The 19,470-nt window shown below is 63.3% G+C and carries 19 protein-coding genes; 8 read left to right on the plus strand and 11 right to left on the minus strand.

Features of this window, described 5'->3' with window-relative positions:
• Positions 1–276 precede the first annotated feature (276 nt).
• Both JMJ95_RS00395 and JMJ95_RS00400 read left to right on the plus strand, forming a co-directional pair.
• On the plus strand, positions 277–1,728 hold the full coding sequence (locus JMJ95_RS00395) for an amidohydrolase (protein ID WP_290681019.1): 1,452 nt from the start codon (positions 277–279) through the stop codon (positions 1,726–1,728).
• Positions 1,729–1,742: 14 nt separating this feature from the next.
• Positions 1,743–2,456 carry a phenylalanine--tRNA ligase beta subunit-related protein gene (locus JMJ95_RS00400; protein WP_290681022.1) on the plus strand — a complete coding sequence of 238 codons (714 nt, stop codon included), beginning with the start codon at positions 1,743–1,745 and terminating at the stop codon, positions 2,454–2,456.
• Between the two features lie 174 nt (positions 2,457–2,630).
• On the opposite strand, the gene JMJ95_RS00405 is transcribed toward JMJ95_RS00400, so the two are convergent.
• The 4 genes from JMJ95_RS00405 to JMJ95_RS00420 form a co-directional block, all read right to left on the minus strand.
• Complete coding sequence (locus JMJ95_RS00405) at positions 2,631–3,158, minus strand: 2-oxoacid:acceptor oxidoreductase family protein (RefSeq protein WP_290681026.1); 528 nt, start codon at positions 3,156–3,158, stop codon at positions 2,631–2,633.
• Positions 3,155–3,985, minus strand: a complete 831-nt coding sequence (locus JMJ95_RS00410; RefSeq protein ID WP_290681029.1) for a thiamine pyrophosphate-dependent enzyme — start codon at positions 3,983–3,985, stop codon at positions 3,155–3,157. The genes JMJ95_RS00405 and JMJ95_RS00410 overlap by 4 nt, the downstream gene beginning before the upstream one ends.
• Positions 3,982–5,127: a 2-oxoacid:acceptor oxidoreductase subunit alpha gene (locus tag JMJ95_RS00415; RefSeq protein ID WP_290681031.1), complete on the minus strand. Its 1,146-nt coding sequence runs from the start codon at positions 5,125–5,127 to the stop codon at positions 3,982–3,984. Before JMJ95_RS00415 ends, JMJ95_RS00410 begins: the two co-directional genes overlap by 4 nt.
• A gap of 269 nt (positions 5,128–5,396) precedes the next feature.
• The gene (locus JMJ95_RS00420; protein ID WP_290681034.1) at positions 5,397–5,795 is read right to left on the minus strand and encodes a translation initiation factor; all 399 of its coding nucleotides are present in this window, start codon (positions 5,793–5,795) and stop codon (positions 5,397–5,399) included.
• Between the two features lie 102 nt (positions 5,796–5,897).
• Between JMJ95_RS00420 and JMJ95_RS00425 the strand changes: the two genes are divergently transcribed.
• Positions 5,898–7,091: an MFS transporter gene (locus JMJ95_RS00425; RefSeq protein WP_290681037.1), complete on the plus strand. Its 1,194-nt coding sequence runs from the start codon at positions 5,898–5,900 to the stop codon at positions 7,089–7,091.
• Between the two features lie 201 nt (positions 7,092–7,292).
• Here the strand turns inward: JMJ95_RS00425 and JMJ95_RS00430 are convergent, their stop codons facing one another.
• The 7 genes from JMJ95_RS00430 to JMJ95_RS00460 all read right to left on the minus strand — a co-directional run bounded on the left by JMJ95_RS00430 (position 7,293) and on the right by JMJ95_RS00460 (position 14,586).
• Complete coding sequence (locus JMJ95_RS00430) at positions 7,293–8,513, minus strand: ABC transporter permease (RefSeq protein ID WP_290681039.1); 1,221 nt, start codon at positions 8,511–8,513, stop codon at positions 7,293–7,295.
• The gene (locus JMJ95_RS00435; protein WP_290681042.1) at positions 8,506–9,198 is read right to left on the minus strand and encodes an ABC transporter ATP-binding protein; all 693 of its coding nucleotides are present in this window, start codon (positions 9,196–9,198) and stop codon (positions 8,506–8,508) included. The genes JMJ95_RS00430 and JMJ95_RS00435 overlap by 8 nt, the downstream gene beginning before the upstream one ends.
• Entirely contained in the window at positions 9,195–10,451 is a 1,257-nt protein-coding gene (locus JMJ95_RS00440) for an efflux RND transporter periplasmic adaptor subunit (RefSeq protein WP_290681043.1), read from the minus strand. The genes JMJ95_RS00435 and JMJ95_RS00440 overlap by 4 nt, the downstream gene beginning before the upstream one ends.
• Complete coding sequence (locus JMJ95_RS00445; RefSeq protein WP_290681047.1) at positions 10,448–11,698, minus strand: TolC family protein; 1,251 nt, start codon at positions 11,696–11,698, stop codon at positions 10,448–10,450. Before JMJ95_RS00445 ends, JMJ95_RS00440 begins: the two co-directional genes overlap by 4 nt.
• Positions 11,699–11,858: 160 nt before the next feature.
• A complete protein-coding gene (locus tag JMJ95_RS00450; RefSeq protein WP_290681050.1) occupies positions 11,859–12,536 on the minus strand; it encodes a hypothetical protein in 678 nt (225 codons plus the stop codon).
• 19 nt (positions 12,537–12,555) lie between these two features.
• A complete protein-coding gene (locus JMJ95_RS00455) occupies positions 12,556–13,248 on the minus strand; it encodes a DUF5058 family protein (protein ID WP_290681053.1) in 693 nt (230 codons plus the stop codon).
• 96 nt (positions 13,249–13,344) lie between these two features.
• Positions 13,345–14,586, minus strand: coding sequence for a Zn-dependent hydrolase (locus tag JMJ95_RS00460; protein ID WP_290681055.1), 1,242 nt, complete (start codon positions 14,584–14,586; stop codon positions 13,345–13,347).
• 426 nt (positions 14,587–15,012) lie between these two features.
• On the opposite strand from JMJ95_RS00460, the gene trpD reads away from it, so the two are divergent.
• Genes trpD through trpA form a run of 5 tightly spaced genes read left to right on the plus strand, consistent with a single transcriptional unit; the run spans position 15,013 to position 19,443 of the window.
• The gene (trpD, locus tag JMJ95_RS00465) at positions 15,013–16,035 is read left to right on the plus strand and encodes an anthranilate phosphoribosyltransferase (RefSeq protein WP_290681058.1); all 1,023 of its coding nucleotides are present in this window, start codon (positions 15,013–15,015) and stop codon (positions 16,033–16,035) included.
• A 15-nt stretch (positions 16,036–16,050) separates the two neighbouring features.
• Complete coding sequence (gene trpC / locus JMJ95_RS00470) at positions 16,051–16,812, plus strand: indole-3-glycerol phosphate synthase TrpC (RefSeq protein WP_290681061.1); 762 nt, start codon at positions 16,051–16,053, stop codon at positions 16,810–16,812.
• Entirely contained in the window at positions 16,809–17,444 is a 636-nt protein-coding gene (locus JMJ95_RS00475) for a phosphoribosylanthranilate isomerase (RefSeq protein ID WP_290681064.1), read from the plus strand. The genes trpC and JMJ95_RS00475 overlap by 4 nt, the downstream gene beginning before the upstream one ends.
• An 8-nt stretch (positions 17,445–17,452) precedes the next feature.
• A complete protein-coding gene (gene trpB, locus JMJ95_RS00480; protein ID WP_290681070.1) occupies positions 17,453–18,628 on the plus strand; it encodes a tryptophan synthase subunit beta in 1,176 nt (391 codons plus the stop codon).
• Positions 18,625–19,443 carry a tryptophan synthase subunit alpha gene (gene trpA / locus JMJ95_RS00485; RefSeq protein WP_290681067.1) on the plus strand — a complete coding sequence of 273 codons (819 nt, stop codon included), beginning with the start codon at positions 18,625–18,627 and terminating at the stop codon, positions 19,441–19,443. Before trpB ends, trpA begins: the two co-directional genes overlap by 4 nt.
• Positions 19,444–19,470 lie beyond the last annotated feature (27 nt).

The following is a 19,470-nucleotide window of genomic DNA, read 5'->3' on the forward strand; positions in this document are numbered from 1 at the left end:
TGGCGGATCTCGTCCACGCCCATTTTTTCGAGTTCGTCGACGATGAATTTCTCAGTAACGGGGGTGTTGAAGCCTATTTCCGGGGTGGCGTGGAGAGCGCGCCTCCACTGGATGATCCGGTCGCTCATTTCCTGTGCCTTCTTCTTTACGTCGAACACGGACATCATCTCCTTCGTCTCTGCGGACTGGTGTCCGCTTACGGTGGATGATACCATAGGAGTGAAGAAGTTTACAAAAGAGAAGCGTTGCTCAAAAAGACCCGTACCTAAGGAGGACATGATGCGAAAAGAGGATCTCGGAAGGGTCATCGAAGAAAAACGAAACTTTTTCATCGCCGTGGACAGGAAGGTATGGGAATACGCCGAGACTGCCTTCGTCGAGTTCAAGTCGGCGGATGCCCTGTGCGAAGCCCTGGAGGCGGAAGGGTTCGCCGTGGAGCGCCCTGTGGCGGGGCTGGAGACGGCCTTCTGCGGTTCCTGGGGGCGGGGAAGCCCCGTGATCGCCTTCCTCGGCGAGTACGATGCCCTCTCCGGGCTCAGCCAGCGGGACGGGGCCACGGAAAAGGACCCCCTCGTTCCGGGAGGCAACGGCCACGGCTGCGGCCACAACAACCTCGGCGCCGGAGCGCTGGCGGCGGCGGCGGCCTTCCGGGACTACCTGAAAGCCTCGGGAAAGAGGGGCACAGTCCGCTACTACGGCTGCCCCGGCGAGGAGGGCGGCTCGGGAAAGGCCTTCATGGCCAGGGCAGGCGTCTTCGACGACGTGGATGCCGCCCTGACGTGGCATCCCGGGTCGGTGAACGCCGTCTTTCCCTTCAGCTCCCTGGCGAACTTCCAGGTAGCCTACCGTTTCCGGGGAGTGAGCGCCCACGCGGCGGCCTGCCCCCATCTCGGACGGAGCGCCCTGGACGCGGTGGAGCTCATGAACATCGGGGTGAACTACCTCCGGGAGCACGTGCTGCCCGAGGCCCGGATGCACTACGCCATCACCGACTCCGGCGGGTTTTCTCCCAACGTGGTCCAGCCGAAGGCGGAAGTGCTCTACCTTCTGCGGGCTCCCCGGACGCCCCAGGTGCAGGAAATTTACGAACGGGTGAACAACATCGCCGGAGGCGCAGCCCTCATGACGGGGACGGAACTGGAGATCGTCTTCATCAAGGCCTGCGCCAACGTGGTTCAGAACAATGTCCTCGAAGAAGTCCTCTACAGGAATTTCACCGAGCTCGGGGTGCCGGCCTATTCTGAGGAGGACCGGGAGTTCGCCCGGAAGATCTTCGAAGGGATCGCCCCGTCGGAGCGGAGCCAGGACCTCGACCAGTATTCCGCCCCCGGCGGAAAGGCGGGGAAGGAAGCCGCCCGCCGGCTCCGGGAGCGTCCCCTGGCCGACGAGGTCCTTCCCTACGGGCAGAGCGAATTCGTCCTCCCCGGTTCCACCGACGTGGGGGACGTGAGCTGGAACGTTCCCACGGGGCAGGTCTGGGTGGCCGCCTGGCCGAACCACACTCCAGGTCATTCCTGGCAGGTCACCTCGGCGGGAGGGGTCTCCCTCTCCCACAAGGGGATGCTCCACGCGGGCAAGGTGCTGGCGGCTGCGGCAGCCGATCTCCTGGACGACCCGTCCCTGATCGAACGGGCGAAGGAGGAGCTCCGGCGCCGGCTGGACGGCGCCGGCTACCGCTGCGCCATCCCGGACGACGTTCACCCCAAGCCCCTCAATTCAGACAGATAGGAGGAAGGCTTTTTATGAAAGAAATTTTTTACACCATAGCGGACGAAGTGTTCTCTGCCTTCCCGGACTATGTCCGGGGGGTGGTCGTGGCCCGGGACGTGCGGAACGGCCCTTCCCCCGACGAACTGGTCGCCCTGCTGCGGGAGGCCGAGGCGTCCCTGAGGGAAATCCTCGGGACGGGCAACCCGGCGGAACATCCCCGAATCGCGTCCTGGCGTGAGGCTTTCCGGAAAACGGGCGTGAAGCCCGCTGAATTCCGGTCTTCCATCGAGGCCATGGCCCGGCGGGTCGCAAAGGGGCAGGCACTTCCCTCCATCAACGCCCTGGTGGATATCGGTAACGTGCTGTCCCTGCGCCATCTCGTCCCCACGGGGGGCCACTCTCTGGACGATGTGACGGAGGACATCGCTCTCCGGTCGGCCACGGGGGAAGAAGTGTTCGTCCCCTTCGGCGAGACGGAGGAAGAGCATCCATTCCCAGGCGAGTTCATCTTCGCCGAGGGGAACAAGGTGCTTACGAGGCGCTGGAGCTGGCGCCAGGCGAACCATACCCTCACCCTTCCGGAGACGAAGTCCGTCGAGTTCAACGTGGACGGTCTGCCTCCCGTGGAGAAAAGCGAAGTGGAAGCGATCTGCGGCGAACTGGAAGAACTGGTGGGGCGCTTCTGCGGCGGGACCTTCCGCCGGGAGATCCTGTGCGCTGCACAGCCCCGGATGAGCCTGTCGTGATCCTGCGTTTGCCGCCGTCCTGAGGGGAAAGCCGGGGTGTCATCCTGAGCAAAGCGGAAAGGAGCATTCCCGCGGGGGGGAATGCTCCTTCTGCGGTCAGTGCATCCCCATTCACGGCAGGGAGAAGGGGAGCTGATTCCTTCCTTCCCACTGAAAGCTGCCGGTTGTTTTTGTCTAGAGCGAAGCTGCCGCGAAGCCCTTCCGGAAAGCCTCTTCGCTTCCCTTCCGGAGGGGAGACGACGAGACCGTCTTCTTCCTGAGCACCGACGCCGCCGACTCCTCCCGGACCGCGCCTGACAGGGCGACCACGAGCCCCAGGGCCGCCAGGTTGGCCATCCCCGGTTCAGCGAGGGACGAGATGGAATAGCCTTTTTCCCGGGCTGCACCCTTTCCCGACGGGGTCACCGTGTCGCTGTCGTAGACCAGAACCGCCTCAGGGCCGAGGACGGGGCTGTACCGGTCGTAGGCCGCCTGGGCGAGGCAGAGGACCGTTCCCGGCTCTTCCGCCTCGATGAAGTCTATCTCGTCATCGCTGATGATCACGTCCGATTTCGTGAAGGTGCCCCGGGCTTCCGTTCCGTAGGAGGACGAGAGGCAGGCGTTCCGCCCCTCCAGCACCGCCGCCTCCCCGAGGATGCCACCGATGGTGACCAGCCCCTGGCCCCCCACGCCCGAAAGCACGATCTCCGTTCTTCCGTTCATGACGATTCCCCCTCTCCCCGAAAGTGTTCAGCCGCTTTCCGGTACCTGGTTCCGTAATCCTCGGACTGCCGATCGGCGAAAAAGCCGAGAATCTGCTTGCCGCGGAGCTCCTCTTCGGACAGTCCGGCGGCCCTTTCCCGGGATACGGAATGGTCCCGAAGCCACCGGAAGGCCTCGGCCGGGGTCCGGCGGCCGTTCTTTCGGCCGAAATGGGTCGGGCAGACGGAGGCGGCCTCCACGAAGGAGAACCCCCTGTGCTCCAGGCCCCGGCGTATGAGGTCCCGGAGGTTTTCTCCACCGCACACCGATCCCCGGGCGACGAAGGAGGCCCCCGCCGCGGCCGCAAGGGCGCAGAGGTCGAAAGGGTCCTCCACGTGGCCCAGGGGCGATGTGGAGGTAATGCTTCCCCGGGGCGTGGTGCCCGAGTACTGTCCTCCCGTCATGCCGTAGTTGTAGTTGTTCACTACCACCGCCGTGAGGTCCACGTTCCTCCTTGCGGCGTGGATCAGGTGGTTGCCCCCGATGGTGGCGCCGTCGCCGTCGCCCATGAGGACCACCACGGTGAGTTCCGGGTTGGCGAGCTTGATCCCCGTGGCGAAGGCGAGGGCCCGTCCGTGGGTCCCGTGGAAGGCATTCACCGCGAGGTAGTCGTCCGCCCATCCCCAGCACCCGATGCCCGAGACGGCGGCGGTCTTCCTCCGGTCCAGCCCGAGGTCGGCAAAGGCCCCGGCGACGGCCTTCAGGACGATGCCGTTGCCGCACCCGGGGCACCAGATGGTGGGCAGCCGGTTTTCCGCGAGGTATTCCCTGTAGTTCCGGGCCGTCATGACCTGGCCTCCTTGATGGCGGAAAGAATATCCCCCGGGGGGATGAGGGTGCCGTCCACCCGGCTGATCCCCCTGACAGGAATGCCGAAATCGTTGAGCCGCCGGACTTCCCCTGCGGCCTGGCCAAGGTTCAACTCCGGCACCGCGGCGCCCCTGACCCGTGAGAGCACGTCCCGTACTTCGTCGTCCGGGAAGGGCCAGAGGGTGGTGAGTTCCAGGAGTCCCGCGGGAATACCCTGTCTCCGGGCCTCCCTCACGGCGGCCCGGGCGGACCTGGCGGAGCAGCCGAAGGCGATGACGGCCCATTCAGCATCGTCGAGGAAGAAGCGCCTGACCCGGACGATGGCGTCCCTGTTTTTCTCGATCTTGCCCGCAAGATGGCGGATCACCCTGTCGGCGTTCGCCGGGGAGGCTCCCTGCCCTCCCGTTTCGTCGTGCATGGAGCCGGTGATGCGGAAGATGTAGTCGCTCCCGAAGGGAGGAAGGGGAGTGATGACCTTCTCCTCCGGGTCCACGGCGAAGGGCCGGTACTCTTCGGGCGGACAGTCCGGGAGGGGGCGCTGGGCTGCTTCTTCGGGCTCCGGCGGGCGGAAGCGGACGTTTTCCTTCAGCTTCGCCACCGCGGCGTCGGCAAGCAGGATCACCGGGGTACGGAACCGGTCGGCCAGGGAGAAGGCCCGAATCGTGAAGTCGTAGCAGTCCTGCACCGACGAAGGGGCAAGGGTGATGATGCCGTGGTCCCCGTGGGTTCCCCACCGGGCCTGCATCACGTCCCCCTGGGCGGGCTTCGTGGCCATGCCGGTGGAGGGGCCCGACCGCTGGACGTTCACCACCACGCAGGGGATCTCCCCCATGACGGCCATGCCGAGGTTCTCCTGCATCAGGGAAAAGCCAGGGCCGCTGGTGGCGGTGAAGGCCCTCGCCCCGGAGACGGACGCCCCCACGATGGCCGCCATGCTCGACAGTTCGTCCTCCATCTGGACGTACATCCCCCCTGTCTCAGGAAGCCGCCTGGCGGCTGTTTCGGCGATTTCGGACGACGGGGTGATGGGGTATCCGGCGTAAAACGAGGCTCCCGCCGCAATCGCCCCTTCGGCGATGGCCTCGTTGCCTGACGTGAAAAGGGGTGGAAGTTTGGTCATGGAATCCTCCTTATAAAAAGGCAATACCGATTCACCGTTTCTTAGGTTGTCCCGATGAAGTTCCCCAGGCTGTTTCAGCGGAAGCGAGACCTTAACGATAAGCTCCCGTCATGCGCGTCGCGGATAACGTTCTCCAGGGCACGAGAGGTGTACGAAATGTCAATGGAGATCCCATAGTGCGGACTATAGGATATCGGTGCTCTCCGTGCGGGCAGCCATGCCCTCACAGGAGGGGGAAGGCCTGTCGGGACCAAATTTTCCTGGAGGGGTCACTGTCCGCGGGTGACCTTCACCCTGCGGGCGGCGAACCACTCGCCTGCCCGTACCGTCTGGTCTCCCTGGAGCAGAATGTCGTTTCCCTCCACGGTTCCTCCGCAGCCCAAGGCCGCGCGGAGACTCCTCAAAAGCGCCGCTGTGTCCGGCGGAGACCCGTCCCGAAAGGAAATCCGGGTGACGGTCTTGCCTCCCCGTCCCTTTGTCTCCCTGGAAAGGACGGCCCGCCCGGGCAGTTTTCCTTCCCCGGAGGAAACGGGTGCTTCGGGGCGTGTCTTTCCCGGAGGGGCTTCCTTCGGCGGGGTGTTCTTTCCCAGAAGGGCCCCCAGGGAAATTCCGAGAGGGGAAGCATCCGCCTCCACTGAAATGCGCTCCTTTTTCCCTTTTCCTGCCATGGCTGAGGTCTCCTTTGAAGGCCGAATATTCCGAGGTATCCCTTTTCCCGAAAATATTCTAGAATAGAGTTCCTGAAATTAACAGGGAAAGGGGGAAGGTTTTTGGCGCGACGGATGGGATGGCTGCTTCTGGCGGCGTGTTTTCACATGGCCTATGTTCTCCGCCTCTCCGCCGGGGTGCTCGCAGCCCCTCTCGGGAGAGAATTCGGGCTGACCGCCGGAGCCTTCGGCCTCATGTCCTCCATGGTTTTCTATGCCTATACCCTGATGCAGGTACCTGTGGGCATCCTGGCGGATTCCGCCGGTCCCAGGCTCACGGTGGGCTGGGGGATGGCCACGGCGGGAGCAGGAGCCATCCTCTTCGCCTCGGCGGGGAGCCTCTCCCTTCTCTTCGCAGGGAGAATCCTCATGGGGGCCGGTGTGGCGGGGGCTTTCGTCTGCACCATGAAGTTCTTGGCGGACAACTTCGAAGGGGAGCGCTTCGCCACCCTTTCGGGGATCACGTCCCTCATCGGCAACGCGGGAGGAATGACGGCCCAGGCGCCACTTGCCCTGCTCGTGGCCGCCCTGACCTGGAGATGGTCCTTCGTCCTGCTCGGCGTCGTTTCCCTTCTGCTCTCCCTGCTCTGCTTCCTGGTCCTCCCCCGGGGCGGACGGCGCCCCTTTTCCTTCCCCACGCTTGGGGAAGGTCTCAGAGGGGTATTCTCCTCGGCGGGTATGTATTCCGTGACTCTCAACTACCTCGCGAACCAGGCATGTTTCCTGGCCCTGTCCGGTACATGGGGGATTTCCTACCTGAGGGCCGTTCACCTGATTGACGGTGCGCCTCTCATGACCCTCATGGCAGGAGGAGTCATGGCAGGCGCCGTAGCCGCCGGGAAACTCTCGGACCGGTGGGGGAGCAGAAAGAAGCCTCTCTGCCTCTTTGCCCTCGCCCACTGCTTCCTGTGGGGTCTCCTTGTCTTTCTCCCCAACCCCTTTCCACGGCTCGGCCTTGCCGCCCTTCTCGGAGGCATCGGTTTCTTCGCCGGAGCGCTGGTTATTCCGTGGTCCGTGGCGAAGGAACTGAACCCCCCGGAACATACGGGCCTGTCCATCGCCGTGATGAACACAGTTGCCTTCCTTGCGGTGGCGGTGCTGACATCCTCCATGGGCAGGGCTCTTGACGGCGCTGCGGCGCTTGGCCCAGTGGATGCCTGGCGGCACAGCCTTCTTCTGCCCCTGGCGGTTTCCGCGGCGGGGCTGGTCGGGGCTGTTCTTACGCCGGAGACCTTCGAGCGCAAGAGAACCGGGTGACGGATTCCTCCCGCTGCCGGAGCGAATTTGACCGGCACGGCATGAACCGGAAAGATTCATCGGTACAGAGTATTATGTTTTGAAATGGGAAAATCCGTTGTAGTGACTAGCGAAAAAGAAGAATCCGGTGTTTGCGATGGTCGGCTCGCAGAAACCGGCAAAGTCGAGAAAAAGCTCCCTTCTCTTCGAAGGGAGCTTTTTTTACTCGTACCGCAGGGCCTCTATGGGGTTGAGGAGGGAAGCCTTCCAGGCGGGGTAGAAGCCGAAGAAGATGCCCACGAAGACGGAAAAGCCGAAGGCCATCACGATGGACCCGGTGGAGACGACGGTGGCCCAGCCGAGAAATCCCGTGATGATCTTCGAGGCGGATGTCCCGAGCACGATGCCGATGATTCCTCCCGCCACGGAGAGGAGCAAGGCCTCCATGAGGAACTGGGTGCGGATGTCCGATCCCCGGGCGCCGATGGCCATGCGGATGCCGATCTCCCTGGTGCGTTCCGTCACGGAAACCAGCATGATGTTCATGATGCCGATGCCTCCGACGAGGAGGGAGACGGAGGCCACCGCCCCAAGGAGAAGGGACATGACTTTGGTGGACTGGGCCGCCGCGTCGAGCATCTCCGCCATATTTCGCACGTCGAAATCGTCCGGATCCCGTTCGGAGAGGCGGTGCCGCTGCCGGAGTATGGCCTTGATCTCCCGCTCGGCCTCGGCCACGGAATTGCCGTCCACGGCGGCCGCAGTGATTCTCTGGACGGAGTTGGCCGCCGTCCGGCGGAAAAGCCTGAGCTTGGCCGTCCGGAAGGGAACGAAGGCAGTATCGTCCTGGTCCTGCCCCCAGGGGGTCTGCCCCTTGGGGGCGAGGACGCCCACCACCTCCATGGGGACGTTCCGGATGCGGATGGTATTCCCCACGGGGTCCGCCTCGCCGAAGAGGTTCTTCGCCACCGTGGAGCCGAGGACAACCACCTTGGCGCCGCTCCGGGCCTCGCCGTCGATGAAGAAACGGCCCTCGGCGATGCGCCATTCCCTGATGTCGAAGATGGAGGGGGTGCTGCCGGTGATCATGGTGGACCAGTTCATGTTGCCGTAGACAAGCTGGGTCCTGCTGTAGATTTCAGGGGCCACGCCCCGGAGGGCGAAGGTTTCCTTTTCAAGGGCCTCGGCGTCCTGCACCGTGAGGGTAGAGGCTGACCCTGCCTGCTGGCGGACGCCCCCGGCAGTGGAGGCCCCGGGCATGATAATGAGGATGTTGCTGCCCACGCCTGAGATGTACTGCTGGATGTTCCGGCTGGCCCCGGCGCCGATGGCCACCATGGTGATCACCGCTGCGACGCCGATGATGATGCCCAGCATGGTGAGGGCCGACCGTATCTTGTTGGAAAGCAGGGAACGCAGGGCGGTGCGAAGTGTTTCAAGCACGGGGAGCCCTCCTTTCGTCGTCGGTGAGCCTGCCGTCCCGGAACCTGATGGTACGGGAACTGTACTCGGCGATGTCGGGTTCGTGGGTGACCAGGATGATGGTCTTGCCCTCCCGGTTCAGTTCCACGAAAAGATTCATGATCTCCTCGCTGGTTTTGGTGTCCAGGTTGCCCGTGGGTTCGTCCGCCAGGATGAGAGGCGTTTCCCCCACCAGGGCCCGGGCTATGGCCACCCGCTGCTGCTGGCCGCCGGACATCTGGCTGGGCCGGTGCCCCATCCGGTCTGCAAGGCCGACCCGTTCCAGGGCTGCCCGGCTTCTCTCCTTCCGGACTTTTCCCGGCACGCCGGAGTAGATGAGGGGCAGTTCAACGTTTTCCAGGGCAGTGGCCCGGGGAAGGAGGTTGAATCCCTGGAAGACGAAGCCGATCTTCCTGTTCCGTATTCCGGCGAGGGCGTCCTTCGGCAGGGATTCCACATCGCTGCCGTCGAGCGAGTAGGAACCTTCGTCAGGTACGTCCAGGCAGCCCAGGATGTTCATCATGGTGGACTTTCCCGAGCCGGAGTGCCCCATGATGGAAACGAACTCTCCCTGCTCCACCGAGAAGGTGACCCCGTCCAGGGCCCGGAGCTCCACATCGCCGGTGCGGTAGATTTTCACGATGTTCTGCACGGCAATGAGGCTCATTTGAAGATCTTCCCCCACAGGGATTCCTTCGGCTGCTCCGAGTAGGAGACCGCCAGAAGATCGCCTTCCTTCAGCTCCCGGGAGTCGATCACTTCCACGAAGGATCCGTCGCTGATGCCTGCCCGGAACTGCACCCTGTCCCCCAGGACATCGCCGCTGACGGTCCATACCACGGAAACCGTCCCGGTCCTTCCGGTGTTGCCGTTGCCCAGGCCGGCGCCTCCGCCCGCTCCTCCCGGACGGCGTCGGGGCATGGAGGGACTGAAGGGGGACGATGGGGCCGCAGTAGTCTGCTGAGCGGCATCCTCCGGGGGAGGGGAGAACCTCAGGGCAGCCATGGGAACCTTCAGGACGTCCTTCCGGCGGTCAGTGACGATGGACACGTTGGCGGTCATCCCCGGCTTGAGCTTCAGGTCCGGGTTGGCAACGGAGATGATGACCGGGTAGGTCACTACGTTGTCCGATGTGGCAGGGGAAATGCGCACCTGCCTCACCTTTCCGGTGAAGGTGGTTCCGCCGTAGGCGTCCACGGTGAACTCCACCTCCTGCCCTTCCTTCACCCGGGCGATGTCCGCCTCGTCCACCGACGTCTCGATCTGCATATCTGACAGGTCCTTGGCGATGGTAAAGAGAGTGGGTGCCGAGAGACTGGCGGCCACGGTCTGGCCCACATTGACCTCCCGGGAGATGACCACTCCGTCCTCGGGGGAAAGGATTCTGGTGTAGTCCAGATTCGTCTCCGCCTGCCGGAGGGACGCCTGGACCTGGAGGACCCTGGCCTGGGCCTCCTGGAGGCTCGCCCTGTTGGCCAGGTGGGTCGTCTCTGCGGCATCGAGTTCGCTTCTTGCTATCAGCTGCCGGTTCCACAGTTCTCTGTTTCTCTTGAGATTGCGGTCGCTGTCCGCCACGTTTGCCTGCGCCCTGGCGACGGAAGCCCTGGCCATCGCGAGGTTGGCCTTCACTTCTTCGAGTTTTGCCCTGAGCACATCAGGATCGATGAGGGCGATGAGCTCTCCCTTCTTCACGTGCTGGTTGAAGTCGGCGTAGATCTCCTTGAGGGTACCTGAAACCTGGGTTCCCACTTCCACCACGGTGACGGCGCCCAGCTTGCCCGTGGCGGTCACCGTGGACGTTATGTTCCCTGATTCCAGAGGAACGGTGCGGAAAATGTACCGGGGCCCGGCAGAATGGGAGAATCTCAGGTAGGCGAAGCCGGCGACGATGAAGAACAGAAGGACGAAGACTTTTTTCATTCGAATTCACCTCCGAGGGTTTTCTCCAGGAATGCCAGGGACGTACTGTAGTCGTGAAGGGCCTGGAAGCGGCTCACGGCTGCCGAATTGAAGGAGAGAAGGGCATCGGCCACCTCGAGGACATTCCCCACGCCCATTTCGTACCGTCCCTCGGCGAGGGTAAGGTTTTCCTGGGCCTGGCGGACGAGCAGTTCGGCGGCGGGAATGCGGGCCTCCGCCTCCCGGACGGAGAGGAGGGCGGACCGGACCTCATACCGGACGGTCTGCTCCAGCTTTTTCAGGGAAGCCTCCAGGCCGTCCGAGGAGGCCCGTGCCTCGGCGATTTTATACTCCGTCAGTCCCCCGTTGAAGACGGGAACAGAGATGGTGATCCCCGCGCCGAAACTGTCGTCGGGAGGAAGGCCCGTGCCTGAAAGTCTGGCGGAGCCTGTGACCGATATGGTGGCGGCGTCGCCCTTTGCGGCGATGGAGATGCCCAGTTGTCCCGCCTCCCTCTTCAGCCGGGCGGACCGGATGTCGGGCCGGTTCTCCAGGGCCTGTTCCAGGGCGAAGGCTTCTCCGGGGATGTCCCGCGGGGAAAGAAAATCCGACACGGGGCGGACATTGTCCAGGGGAACGCCCACGGCTCTCGAAAGGGCTGCCCTGGCTGTTTCAAGGGAGGATTCCGCCGAGACCAGATCAATTTTGGCGTTGCTCAGGTCCACCTCGGCCTTGGTGACGTCGAAACGGGCCTTGGCGCCGGCCTCGTAGAAGCCCTTGGCCCTGTCGAGGTGCCGCTGGTAGTTCCTGACAGCCGACGCTGCCTGACCACGCTTGCTTATGGCGAGGAGGAGTCCGTAATAGGCCTCCTTGACGCCGGTGCGCACGGAGAGCACGGTTTCCCGCTGCGACTCGGATGCGGCGTCCACCGAGACCTCCTGGCTTTTCCGCTCCAGGGCGTTTTTGCCTGAATCGGAAATCAGCTTGCTCACCGAGAAGGACGTGGAGTAGGAACCGTCGCTTCCGGAATCTCTCGAGCCCGAGGCCGAAAGATTTCCCTTAAGGGCGTTGCCCGCCCGGACCTGACCCAGCTTCGCCTGCTGGCCGGCGAGGGCCGCCCTGGCCTCATCGAGAGCAGGGTGATTCGCCTCGGCCAGGGCGAGGCATTCTTCGAGAGAGATCGCTCTTTCTTCAGCGAAAAGGGTTCCTGAGAAAATGAACACTGCCAGGAATACAAGAAATACGGGAGCGAAATTTCTTTTGTCCATAGGATTCTCTCCCCTTTGTTCGTCTGTTCGCCCTTATTTTAACCTTCTTTCGGCGATGGACGATCCGTATTCGGCGCAGTTTTTTTCCGTGAATCTGCGGGGAGGGTAAAGAAAGGTAAAGAAACGGGGACCCCGAAGGGCCCCCGGCTCAGGAGAAGAATCAGTGAATGATCTTTGCCTTGTAGAATATCCGGGAAATGGCGATGGTGCCGAACACCGACGCGAGGATAACCAGCCAGATGGGTGCTTTGAAGTAAAGCAGGGAGAGCGGGATGACCAGGGCGAAGGGGGCCAGCTTGGGCTGCCTCATGGCGAACTGGCCGAACACGGCCCCGAAGATGGCCGGGGCGGTGAATTTCCGGAAGGCATCGGCCACGAAGGCCGGGAAGATGCCGATGAGCCATGCTCCCACAAAGGCCGCCAGGGTTACCCCGACGAGGTTCACCACCACCGAGCCGATGATGCCCATGGTGCCGATGATCTCCGCTTGCTTGGTGCCTTCTTCCACGCCCACCACTTCCTGGGCCATGGCGGAGCAGGGAAGCCGGAGATTGGAAATGTTTCCGCTGAGGAAGGAGATGTAGGTCCCTGCCAAGCCGAGGATGGGGTAGTAGGAGATGGGCTCCACGATGTAGAAGGCGCCGAATACCGACGCCACAAGGCCCCATGCGGTGAGCGAGGCGGAGAAGGGCGGCAGGATGCCGTGGACCATGTAGAGGTAGATGAGGGGGATAAAGCTCAGCACGCAGGCCAGGAGCATGGTGCTTATGCCCAGCCGGATGACCGGCGTGGTCCAAACCTCGCGGTACTTCTGCTCGTTAATCTGTTCCGCTGCCATTTCAGTCACCTCTCCTTCCCTAATAAAGCATGGCGGCGAACATGCCGATGAGCATGGCTATACCGAGGGTGTACTCCTTGATCTTCGGCATTTTTTTCGCCACGTGCAGCAGGATGATCATGGAAACCGCTCCCGTTATGGCCGCCACGAAGGGGCCGCTGATGACCATGAGGTTCCGGCTGTTCAGGTAGCCGAACACCCCGATCATGGCCGCCGTGGAAAGGATGCCCAGCCATTTTGTGTCGCCGCCGCCCACCTTTTCCCGGACGTCCTCGAGCTTGTGGGCGAAGAGCCCCACTAACAGGAGCCAGCCCACCCCGTTGATGGCCATGGTCCACCAGGAGACCGCCATCACCTGGAGGGTGTAGCCTTCCCCTCCGAATTTCACTCCCATGGCATCCGCGCCAAGGGTTGCCGCCGTCAGTTCCGTAGGGGCGGAGCCTATGACGGAGAGCCGCATCCAGGCCATGGGTGCGCCGATCACCGACATAAGCCCCACCATGATGATGAAGATGGCCACTACGGGGCCTATGGACGTCACCATTCCGGTGCGGAATGCCTGGGAAAGTTGTTCCCGGGTCAGGTTCACCGCGTCGGCGGCATGGTAGATCTGCCGATAGTACAGAAGCACCTGGATAAGGGCGATGATGACTATGGGAGCTGCCGTGAGCCATACACCGGTGGAATTCGCCACTTTCAACACTTCGTCCACGCAAGACACCTCTCTTTCCTCTCAATGAACAGTCTTTTTCCGCTCTTTCTCCCGTTTGACCGCTGTGTTCGGGTATGTCCTTCCTCCCGCCTCCTTTCATTTCGAGAGTTCGTACAGCACGTCCGCCAGAAGCGAGGCCCCCTTTTCGATGTCTTCGGGGCTGCTGTATTCCTCCGGTACGTGGCTCCTGCCCCCCTTGCTCGGGATGAAGATCATCCCCGTGGGAACCAAGGGGGCGAACATGCAGGCATCGTGAACGGCGCCGCTGTTCATGGCCATCGCGGGCAGCCCCCGTTTTTCGGCGCATTCCTTCATCAGGGAGACGATTCCGCGGTCCAGGGTCACTGGGTCGGATTCCGAAACCAAGAGCATCTCGAACGAAAGGCCTGCCGACCCAGCGAAGGCAGGACCCGCCGTCGAGATGCCCCGGAGAACGGATTCCATTCCTCCCATGTCCACGTCCCGGATGTCCACGGAAAAACGCACCTCTCCGGGGATGATGTTGGATACGTTGGGGAAGCACGTGATTTTTCCCACAGTCGCCGTAGTGGACCCCGTTCCCGACCCCCGGCCCAGGACTTCGATGTGGGAGATGAGGCGGCCCGCGGTCACCAGGGGATCCTGCCGGAGCGTCATGGGTGTGGCCCCTGCATGGTTGGGGGTTCCCTTCAGCCGAATTTCCAGGGCCCTGATCCCCGCCACCGCCTCCACGATCCCCAGGGGAATTCCCTTTGATTCGAGCACCACGCTCTGCTCGACGTGCAGCTCCACCATGGCCTTGACCTCTTTTGGCCGGAGGAGAGAGTCTTTCAGGGTTTCGGGGGTGTATCCCCCTTCCCGGAGCATGTCCGCCATGGACTTTCCCTCCGGGTTCCTGAGTTTTTCCAGGTCCCCGAGGCTGTATTTCCCCGTAAGGGCCTTGCTTCCGGCGAGGGTGGAGCCGAAGTTGGACCCTTCCTCTTCCGCGAAGACCGCTACCTCGAGAGGATGGCGGCGGGGGAGACCGCTCTCCAGAATGGACCGGACCGCCTCAATGGCCCCCAGGGTTCCCACCGCGCCGTCGTATTTCCCCCCGTGGAGGACGGTGTCGATATGGGAGCCGGATAAAACGGCGGGTGCATTTGGGTCTGATCCCTCCAGGCGCGCCCGCATGTTGCCCGCTCCGTCCACAGCCACTTTCAGGCCCATGGTGGAGAACAGTTTTTCCAGGTAATTTCGTGCTTCCCGGTCTTCCGGGGAATAGGAAAACCGTGTTATCCCCCTTCCGGGGGCGGCGTTAAATCCGCTCAGGGTTTCGAGGCGGCTCATAAGGCGGGAAATGTTCACCTCCAAGGGCATGGCATCCACTCCTCTCGGCTCGTGTCAAAAATATTTAATATTATAGGGCTGAAAGAAGATGAAATAAAGGGCACGTTTGGCCTGAATCCGCAGGCAGCAGGGAGCGTCACCGGAGACCGCGGATTCAGGTTGAAATTTTTCTGTTGACAGACCGGGCAGGGCTGTGGTATCTTCTCTCCAATTCGTTTCAGGGAGGCAGTTGTCATGATACGGAACAAACTCAGCCAAAACTGGTGGTGGCAGGCCAAATAGCCTGCCGCCGGTGACCATAAAGCTCGCGAACCAATAAAAAGCGCGCACTTTACGGCCGTGGAGGCAGGTCCCACAAGGGATCTTCTTTCACGGCCCTTTTTTGTACCCCAGGCGGGGGAGAGGAGCCGGACAGGTTTCTCTCCCCCGCCTTTTTTATACGAAGGAGGGAGCATCATGTTCGCACAGTATCTTTCACGGGTTATGGAAAAACACCGTCTCGGGAACGCTGAAATGGAGGAGGCCATGGAGCTGATCATGGAGGGAGCCGTGCCTCCCGTCCAGGTGGCGGCCTTTCTTGCGGCCCTCCGGGCCCGGGGAGAAACCCCAGCCGAGATCGGGGGAGCGGCGCGGGTACTCCTGCGGAAGGCAAGGGTTATCCCCGCCCGGCCCGGGCTCCTGGCCGACAACTGCGGCACGGGGGGAGACTGCGCGGGGACATTCAACATCTCCACTGCGGCGGCCTTCGTGGCGGCCGGAGGAGGAATCCCCATGGCGAAGCACGGGAACCGGTCTGTCTCCAGCAGGTGCGGAAGCGCCGACGTGGCCGAGGCCCTGGGAGCGCCCCTTCCATCCTCTCCGGAACGGGCGGCGGCATGCCTGGACGGGGCTGGACTGGTCCTTCTCTTCGCCCCTCACTTCCATCCCGTGATGGGGAACGTAGCGGATATAAGGAAAAGCCTCGGTGTGCGGACCCTGTTCAACATCCTCGGGCCCCTGATCAACCCTGCCCCCCTCACCCATCAGGTCATGGGGGTCTTCGACGCCGCTCTCCTTCCCCTGGCCGCCGAGGTCCTCCGGTCCCTGGGGCGGCACGGCATGGTGATATCCGGGCACGGTGGGGTTGACGAACTGTCCCTTGCCGGGCCGAACCGGGTGGTTTTCTTCTCCGCTGAAGGCATCCGGGAGGAGTCGGTCTCCCCCGCCGACGGGGGTCTGCCCCTGCGGGGGAACGAAGAACTCGCCGGGGGATCCGCCCCCGAAAACGCCGCCATCATCGAGAACGTACTGGCCGGAAAACGCGGCGCCCCCAGGGACGCAGCGGTCTTCAACGCAGCGGCGGTCTTCCTCGCGGCGGGGCAGGCGAAGAGCTGGAAAGAAGGAACCGCCCTCGCGGCGGAGAGCATCGACTCCGGCAGGGCGGCATCTGTGCTGGAGAAGGTCAGGGCCTTTGCGGAACCGGTCCGCCGGTCCGCCTGAAAGGAGGAAGGCGCCATGATACTGGACCGTATACTGAAGCAGAAGCTCGAGGAAACAGCGGAGATGACGAGGCCGTCGCGGCGGATGTCGGAAGCTCTTCGGCGCGGGGGGCTCTCGGTCATCGGCGAGATCAAGCGGGCTTCCCCCAGCAAGGGGGTCATCAACGGGTCGGTGGATCCCCTGAAGCAGCTCCGGCTCTACGAGCAGGGCGGGGCCGACGCCGTCTCCATCCTCACCGACCAGTCCTTCTTCGGGGGCAGCGCCGACGATTTCAGGTCTCTCCGGCCCAGGACGGTCCTTCCCCTCCTCAGGAAAGACTTCATTCTCACGGAGGTTCAGGTCTACGAAAGCCTCTTCCTCGGCGCCGACGCGCTGCTGCTTATCGCCGCCGCCCTGGAGAGGAAGCGCTTGGAGGAACTTCTGTCCCTGGCGTATTCCCTGGGCATGGAGGTTATCGCGGAAGTCCACACCGACGAGGAACTCAGGTCCGTTCTGGACACGGAAGCGGAGATCATCGGCATCAACAACAGGAACCTCGACAACTTCACCGTGGACCTCCGTACCACGGAGCGCCTCATGGGAATCTACCGGCAGCGGGAGCAGACCGGCGGCAGGATCATCGTCTCCGAAAGCGGCGTGCGCACCGAGGAGGACGCAGCTTTCCTGGCCGACACAGGGGCAGATGCCGTCCTGGTGGGGGAGACCCTCATGAGGTCGGGCGACCCGTCCGGGCTCATCCGGGCTTTCCGGAAGAAAAGGAGCGTGCGGGCAGCATGACCTTCGTGAAGATCTGCGGACTGACCCGGAGAGAGGACGTGGAAAGGGCCGTCGAACTCGGCGCCTCGGCTGTGGGCTTCATCCTTGTTCCGGGAAGCCCCCGGCGGCTTTCCCCGGAAGCAGCGGCGGAGCTGGCGTCGGCGGTCCCTCCCCCGGTCTGCCGGGTGGCCGTGATGATGGACCCCGAGCCCGGCGAGGTACTCGAGGTGGAGCGCTACGGCGCTTTTGACACCATCCAGTTCCACGGTTCCGAGGACCCTTCGCTGCTCTCGGGGAGGACCCTCGGGACCATCAAGGCCTTTTCCGTGGAAACCGGAGAAGACCTGGAGAAAACGGGAAGGTACGGCCATGCCGGGCTCTTTCTCCTGGACAGCAGAAAGAAAACGCTTACTTCAGGAGAGCCTTTCGCCCACTCCCTCCTGGCGGGGAAGACCTTCGCCAGACCCTTTCTCCTCGCCGGGGGCCTCGGCCCGGAGAACCTCCCCCTCGCCCTGGGAACCGTCAGACCCTTCGGCGTGGACCTGAACAGCGGGGTGGAGTCCGCCCCGGGAGTGAAAGACAGGGAAAAAATGGCCGCCGCCCTGGCCGCCGTCAAGCAGTTCGACCGTTCCGAAAGGAGAGATCACCAGTGAAAACATCCATGTACTTCGGCCCCTTCGGGGGGCAGTATGTTCCCGAAACCCTCGTCCCCGCCCTGGACGAACTGGAGGATGCCTATCTCGCGAGCCGGGAGGACCCGTCCTTCTCCGATGAAATGGCTCCCCTGCTGCGGGACTACGTGGGCAGGCCCTCGCCCCTGTATTTCGCTCCCCGCATCACCGAGAAATGCGGAGGAGCGAAGGTGTACCTCAAGCGGGAGGATCTGAACCACACAGGGGCCCACAAGATCAACAACGCCCTTGGGCAGGTGCTCCTCGCCCGGCGGATGGGCAAGAAGCGCATCATCGCCGAGACGGGAGCGGGAATGCACGGCGTGGCCACCGCCACAGCCGCGGCCCTCTTCGGCCTGGAATGCGTAGTCTACATGGGCGAGGAGGACGTGCGCCGCCAGGCCCCCAACGTGGCCAGGATGGACCTGCTCGGCTCGAAGGTGGTGTCCGTCACCTCGGGAACAAGGACCCTCAAGGACGCCGTGAACGAGGCCATCCGCGACTGGGTCGCCAACGTGGAAGACTCCTTCTACGTCATAGGCTCCGTCATGGGCCCCCATCCCTACCCCCTCATGGTGCGGGACTTCCAGAAGATCATAGGGCAGGAAGCGAAGGCCCAGATCCTCGAAAAGGAAGGACGCCTTCCCGACCAGGTGGTGGCATGCGTGGGGGGCGGAAGCAACGCCATGGGCATCTTCCATGCCTTCGTGGAACATCCCGAAGTGGCCCTGGTGGGTGTGGAGGCCGCCGGGAAGGGCCTGGACTCCGGGTTCCACGCCGCGACCCTCTCGGCAGGAAAGCCCGGAGTGCTCCACGGTTCCTACTCTTACGTACTCTATGACGGAGACGGCCAGATCCAGCCGGCCCATTCCATCTCCGCCGGACTCGACTACCCCGGCGTGGGCCCCGAGCACAGCCATCTCGCCGAAACAGGACGGGCGACCTACGTCTCCGCCACCGACGACGAGGCGGTAGACGCCTTTCTTCGGACATGCAGGCTGGAGGGGATCATCCCGGCCCTGGAAAGCGCCCACGCCCTCGCCCACGTCTACCGCACCGCGGGAAACCTGCCGAAAGACCACATTGTCATGGTGAACCTGTCCGGACGGGGAGACAAAGACATGGACACCATCCTGTCCCTGCCGCAAAAGGAGGAAAGGTCATGAAAACCCTCAGCTCGGCCTTCGAAGGCAAAAAAGCGCTCGTTACCTATATTTCCGCCGGAGATCCGGATCTCGAGACCACGGCGTTCCTGCTGAAGCTCCTGGACACAGAAGGTGCGGACGTGCTGGAAGTGGGCATCCCCTTTTCCGACCCCCTTGCGGACGGCCCCGTGATCCAGCAGGCTGCCCAGAGGGCCCTCGCGGGAGGCGCCACCCTGAAGAAGATCCTCGGCATGCTGAAGGACCTTCGGGACGAAATATCCGCCCCACGGGTGCTCATGGGGTACATGAACTCCGTCCTCGCCTACGGCCCTGAGAAGTTCGCCGCCGATGCCGCCGGGGCGGGAGTATCGGGGGTCATCATCCCCGACCTGCCCTTCCACCAGGGAGAGCATCTCGCTTCCCTCCTCAGGGAACGAGGGGTGGACTTCATCCTCATGGTCACCCCCAACACCCCTGCGGAACGCCTGAAGGGCATCGCCGAAAGGGCGTCCGGGTTTCTCTACTGCGTCTCCCGCCTGGGCGTCACAGGGGAAAGCGGAACGACGGGAGGCTCCCCGAAGGAGTACATCGACAGAATCCGATCCCACACGTCCCTCCCTCTGGCCCTGGGATTCGGCGTGGGCAGCCCCGAAAAGGCGGCCCTGGCCGCCGAGGCGGCGGACGGCGTAGTGGTGGGCAGCGCCCTTATCTCCCTCCTCGAGCCCTGCGGCAGCGACAGGGAGCTCCTTCGGTCGAAGGCCGTCCCCTTTCTCCGTTCCCTCCGGGAGGCGGTGGGGCAGAAACGGAGGCAAACGGTACCCCCGGAACGGTCCTGACGCCCTTGCTTTCGCCCACGTCTACCG

The sequence above is a fragment of the Aminivibrio sp. genome (assembly GCF_016756745.1).
In the GTDB taxonomy this organism is placed as follows: Bacteria; Synergistota; Synergistia; order Synergistales; family Aminobacteriaceae; genus Aminivibrio.

Bases quoted from the DNA above. Each gene is read 5' to 3' on its own strand.
- JMJ95_RS00395 (WP_290681019.1), top strand. From the start codon at position 277: ATGATGCGAAAAGAGGATCTCGGAAGGGTCATCGAAGAAAAACGAAAC.
- JMJ95_RS00400 (WP_290681022.1), top strand. From the start codon at position 1,743: ATGAAAGAAATTTTTTACACCATAGCGGACGAAGTGTTCTCTGCCTTC.
- JMJ95_RS00405 (WP_290681026.1), bottom strand. From the start codon at position 3,158: ATGAACGGAAGAACGGAGATCGTGCTTTCGGGCGTGGGGGGCCAGGGG.
- JMJ95_RS00410 (WP_290681029.1), bottom strand. From the start codon at position 3,985: ATGACGGCCCGGAACTACAGGGAATACCTCGCGGAAAACCGGCTGCCC.
- JMJ95_RS00415 (WP_290681031.1), bottom strand. From the start codon at position 5,127: ATGACCAAACTTCCACCCCTTTTCACGTCAGGCAACGAGGCCATCGCC.
- JMJ95_RS00420 (WP_290681034.1), bottom strand. From the start codon at position 5,795: ATGGCAGGAAAAGGGAAAAAGGAGCGCATTTCAGTGGAGGCGGATGCT.
- JMJ95_RS00435 (WP_290681042.1), bottom strand. From the start codon at position 9,198: ATGAGCCTCATTGCCGTGCAGAACATCGTGAAAATCTACCGCACCGGC.
- JMJ95_RS00440 (WP_290681043.1), bottom strand. From the start codon at position 10,451: ATGAAAAAAGTCTTCGTCCTTCTGTTCTTCATCGTCGCCGGCTTCGCC.
- JMJ95_RS00445 (WP_290681047.1), bottom strand. From the start codon at position 11,698: ATGGACAAAAGAAATTTCGCTCCCGTATTTCTTGTATTCCTGGCAGTG.
- JMJ95_RS00450 (WP_290681050.1), bottom strand. From the start codon at position 12,536: ATGGCAGCGGAACAGATTAACGAGCAGAAGTACCGCGAGGTTTGGACC.
- JMJ95_RS00460 (WP_290681055.1), bottom strand. From the start codon at position 14,586: ATGCCCTTGGAGGTGAACATTTCCCGCCTTATGAGCCGCCTCGAAACC.
- trpD (WP_290681058.1), top strand. From the start codon at position 15,013: ATGTTCGCACAGTATCTTTCACGGGTTATGGAAAAACACCGTCTCGGG.
- trpC (WP_290681061.1), top strand. From the start codon at position 16,051: ATGATACTGGACCGTATACTGAAGCAGAAGCTCGAGGAAACAGCGGAG.
- JMJ95_RS00475 (WP_290681064.1), top strand. From the start codon at position 16,809: ATGACCTTCGTGAAGATCTGCGGACTGACCCGGAGAGAGGACGTGGAA.
- trpB (WP_290681070.1), top strand. From the start codon at position 17,453: ATGTACTTCGGCCCCTTCGGGGGGCAGTATGTTCCCGAAACCCTCGTC.
- trpA (WP_290681067.1), top strand. From the start codon at position 18,625: ATGAAAACCCTCAGCTCGGCCTTCGAAGGCAAAAAAGCGCTCGTTACC.